Raw genomic sequence first — 3,453 nt, forward strand, 5'->3', positions numbered from 1 at the left:
TAGTGGCTCTTGATTTCTCGAAATGTCGCGTCATGTTCATCGATCTCGGAAGCGACCCAAGCCATGCCCGCCGCTACACGCCTGCTTGCCCGCATCACCCGGCGTTCGTTCGAAGGCCTGCAACTGGCGGTGGGCCAGCCCCTTTTCGCCCAGATCAAGGCCGTCTCGCTGATGCGCTGAAGGGCGCTGAATGTCGCTGAGGGCCGGTCAAAGGAGAGACACACCATGGAGCGTGAACCCCAGAGCTGGCAGGCGCGCCTGCCGGCCGAACTGCAGGCCCAGGTCTGCTGGCCGGTGCGCATCGAATCGCACCACGACGACGGCGTGCCTGCCTCCAAGTGGCGCGGCTACGACGCGCTGGGCCTGCTCTGCTACTACCGCCACCACTTCTCGCAGTGGGACTACAGCTTCGACGACGAAGACCAGCCCTGCATGCGCATGCTGCGCGCCGAAGACTTCGAGGCCTGGCGCTGCCTGAACGGCCAGTGGTTGCGCACCGTGGAAGTCATCGAAGGCGAGGGCAGCTGCGGCGGCCGGGCTCACCACAGCGGATTCGAGATCGTGCCGCCGCAGCACATTCCCCGCCTTTGAAACCTGCGTGGGGCGCCCGCGCCATGGACCGCCTGAGCGACGAACTGCTGCGCTGCTGGTGGCGGAAGACGCGCCACTCTGCAGCGGCGCGCCGGCCGTGCGTGCGGTGGCCGCGGGTGGCGCCGTGATGCCCCGCCTGGGCCTGTCCGAATCCTTGCTGGTCTTCCCTGAACGCAGCCTGTTCCTGGCCCGCCGCGCTGCGCGCTGCCCAGCCCGAAAAGCGCCTGGTCGTGGAAGTGGGGCAGCTAGGCCCAAGCCCTGGCCGAGCGCGGCCTGCGCCCCTCGTTGCCCCCGCAGGCGGCGTCAGCGCCACCAACGCCCTGGCTAACGCCCAAGCCGGCGCCGACTTCCTCGTCAGTTCAGCGCCCTGTCTCGCCCGCGCCCGCAGATGTGAAGGTGGTGTTCGAGCGCAAGGCTTGATGCCGATTGGCCATTCACCAGCGCTTTACGCGACCCCGCCAGTGACCATAATGGCCCGAAAAAAGCGCCGGGGGGCGATCCCGCGCATGGCTCACCGCATCTCCAGGCCGGGGGCGCCGTGATGGTTCAGTTCAACACGGCCTGCCTGCTTGCTCAGCCAACGGTGAAGAATGGGCACTGCCGACCGTTTTCGGTCTCCGCGGGCGGCCGAACTGCCGCCCTGGGCGCGCAAGGTTCAGGTGACGAGGCTCCTGCGACGCCGTCCTGCGAACAACCAGCGCAATGATCTTGCGCCGCGATGCAATCCGACATTCTCTTCATCATGGACCCAACATGCGGCACTTGAACTTGCTTCTTTCCGTCTTGCTCCTGTCGGGCTGTCACCGCATCGTGACGCCGCCGGGGTCGGAGACCGTCTTGATCGACAACCCCTGGTTCTTCGGGCACGGCGGCCCGCGCGACGAAACCCAGAAGCCGGGTCTGTCCTGGTACTGGCTGACGACCGATGGCTTGGAGGTTTCGCTGGTGCCGACGAAACGCGACGAACCTTTGGAGCATCTGGCCACGGGGGACAACAACTTCATCAACTACGCGAGTTACGTCGTCATCCAATGGAAGGATCCGGCCGAGCTGGTCAAGAAGTTCGGTGCCAGCGGCTGGTATGAGAACAACCTGAAGGAGCAATACCGGACCATCGTCCGGGACGTGACGAAGAAGTATTCGATGACGCCCATCATGACGGACCCGGAGACCCTGGCGGCGATCGAAAAGGAAATCGCGCGGCAGTTTCGGGAGCACATCAAGGCGACCGGCCTGCACGTCGAATTGCTCAACGTGAACATGGGCAAGGCCTTGCCCGATGCACCGGTGATCGCCGAGATGAATGCGACTGCGGTGCAGCAGCAGCGCAAGAAGACGGAGACACAGCGCAAGCTTGCCGAGGATTCACGGTTGCAGGCGGAGCAAAGCCGCGCCAACGCGGACAACGCCTACCGCGAGCAGATGAAGCTGGACGCGGCGCAGTTCGTGCAGCTGGAGGGCATCAAACGCTATTCGGAGGCCTGCAAGGAAAGCAAGAACTGCGTGATCGTGCAAGGCAACACGCCTGTGCTGGTTGGCCGGTAGCGGGAAGGGCCGTGCGGCAATTGTCCCCGCCTTGACAGCCGCGCCCGAACCCGCGGCCTACATTGCCCTTGTCTACCTTCTCGGGACGCATCGCAATGGACTCACTGCCTGACCCGCTGGCCCAGATCCGAGCCATCAACCAGACTGCGGCCTTCAATCGATGGTGCGGCATCGAGGTCATCAGCGCGGAGCCTGGCAAGGTCGAAATTGCCATGGCATGGCGGCCGGAAGTCGGGCAGTACGCTGGCTTCCTGCATGCCGGACTGATCGGCGCGCTCATCGACACGGCCTGCGGCTTCGCCGCGGCGACCGTCGCCGGGCGGGTGCTGGCCTCGCACTTTTCAGTCAACTGCCTGCGCCCGGCGACGGGCGAGCGGTTCGTGGCCAGGGCGCGTGTCGTCAAGCCAGGCAAGTCGCAGGTGTTCACCGCCTGTGAGTTGTATGCCCAGGCGGCCGGTGCCGAGAAGCTCGTTGCCACCGGCGAGACCTTGCTGTCGGTCGTGGCGGGTCCGGTGGCCTGACGGTCCGTCAACCTTCCATCCCCGCAGGTTCTGACTACGGGCCGACTACGCAGGCTGCCTAGCATGCGCAGCCATGGCAACTGCTGGCTCCCGCCTTCGAGGCGAGCACATGCGGCTGCCAGCCCTGCGGCCCCTCGCTTCTGACAAGCATCAGGAAGTGCAGGCCGCCGTCATTTGGAATGAATCATCAAGGGGAATCGAAATGTTGAACGCGATCAAGAAAATTGCTGTTGTGGGTTTTGCGGCCGTGGCCGCTACCAGTGCCATCGCGCAGGACGTGCTGATCGACGCCAAGGCGGCCTGCCTGAGCCTGGACACGATGACCGGCGGCCGGGCCACCTTCCAGCTGGACGCCGGCAGCTACACCGTTTCGCTGGTGGACAACGACATGAGCTGTGGCGGTGAAGATCCCACCGGTGGTTGCCTCATTGACACCGTCGTCATCCGCGGTGGCAGCGCGGCCAAGACGGGGTGGGGCCTGGCCGTGAAGGCTGGCAAAGCCCAGCAGTTCAAGGTGAAGGGCGTTGGCAAGTTCTCGGCCATCGTCATCGACGAGCCTTGCTACGACAACACCGGTTCGGCCATCCTGAGGTTTGAAAAGATCACGCCGCAGGCGGAGTGAGTCCCATCTTCAGGACCTGGGTTCACCGCCCGAGTCCTGGGCATTGATCGCGGCGGCCAATGCCGCTTCAACTTCCGCTGCCAATGCGGCGCGCAGCCAGCGGTGCACCGGGTCCTCCTGGTGCCGCAGGTGCCACACGGCATACATGGGCAGCGGTGGCGTGGCCAGCGGCGG

The 3,453-nt window shown here is 65.1% G+C and carries 5 protein-coding genes; all 5 read left to right on the forward strand.

The genetic code is table 11. The features are described from left to right. The first annotated feature begins 63 nt into the window (after positions 1–63). The 5 genes from FKP22_RS24570 to FKP22_RS24590 all read left to right on the forward strand — a co-directional run bounded on the left by FKP22_RS24570 (position 64) and on the right by FKP22_RS24590 (position 3,279). Positions 64–180 carry a TOBE domain-containing protein gene (locus FKP22_RS24570; RefSeq protein WP_141290285.1) on the forward strand — a complete coding sequence of 39 codons (117 nt, stop codon included), beginning with the start codon at positions 64–66 and terminating at the stop codon, positions 178–180. Between the two features lie 45 nt (positions 181–225). Beyond that, entirely contained in the window at positions 226–591 is a 366-nt protein-coding gene (locus FKP22_RS24575; protein WP_141290286.1) for a hypothetical protein, read from the forward strand. Positions 592–1,293: 702 nt separating this feature from the next. After that, a complete protein-coding gene (locus FKP22_RS24580) occupies positions 1,294–2,136 on the forward strand; it encodes an SPFH domain-containing protein (RefSeq protein WP_141290287.1) in 843 nt (280 codons plus the stop codon). Positions 2,137–2,231: 95 nt separating this feature from the next. Next, complete coding sequence (locus tag FKP22_RS24585; RefSeq protein ID WP_141290288.1) at positions 2,232–2,657, forward strand: PaaI family thioesterase; 426 nt, start codon at positions 2,232–2,234, stop codon at positions 2,655–2,657. A 202-nt stretch (positions 2,658–2,859) separates the two neighbouring features. Further along, positions 2,860–3,279 carry a hypothetical protein gene (locus tag FKP22_RS24590; RefSeq protein ID WP_141290289.1) on the forward strand — a complete coding sequence of 140 codons (420 nt, stop codon included), beginning with the start codon at positions 2,860–2,862 and terminating at the stop codon, positions 3,277–3,279. The last annotated feature ends 174 nt before the right edge of the window (positions 3,280–3,453 follow it).

It is taken from the genome of Ideonella azotifigens, from assembly GCF_006519715.1.
GTDB lineage: Bacteria > Pseudomonadota > Gammaproteobacteria > Burkholderiales > Burkholderiaceae_C > Ideonella > Ideonella azotifigens.

Coding starts and splice junctions, on each gene's coding strand:
- FKP22_RS24570 (WP_141290285.1), top strand. CDS start 64: ATGCCCGCCGCTACACGCCTGCTTGCCCGCATCACCCGGCGTTCGTTC.
- FKP22_RS24580 (WP_141290287.1), top strand. CDS start 1,294: ATGATCTTGCGCCGCGATGCAATCCGACATTCTCTTCATCATGGACCC.
- FKP22_RS24590 (WP_141290289.1), top strand. CDS start 2,860: ATGTTGAACGCGATCAAGAAAATTGCTGTTGTGGGTTTTGCGGCCGTG.
- FKP22_RS24575 (WP_141290286.1), top strand. CDS start 226: ATGGAGCGTGAACCCCAGAGCTGGCAGGCGCGCCTGCCGGCCGAACTG.
- FKP22_RS24585 (WP_141290288.1), top strand. CDS start 2,232: ATGGACTCACTGCCTGACCCGCTGGCCCAGATCCGAGCCATCAACCAG.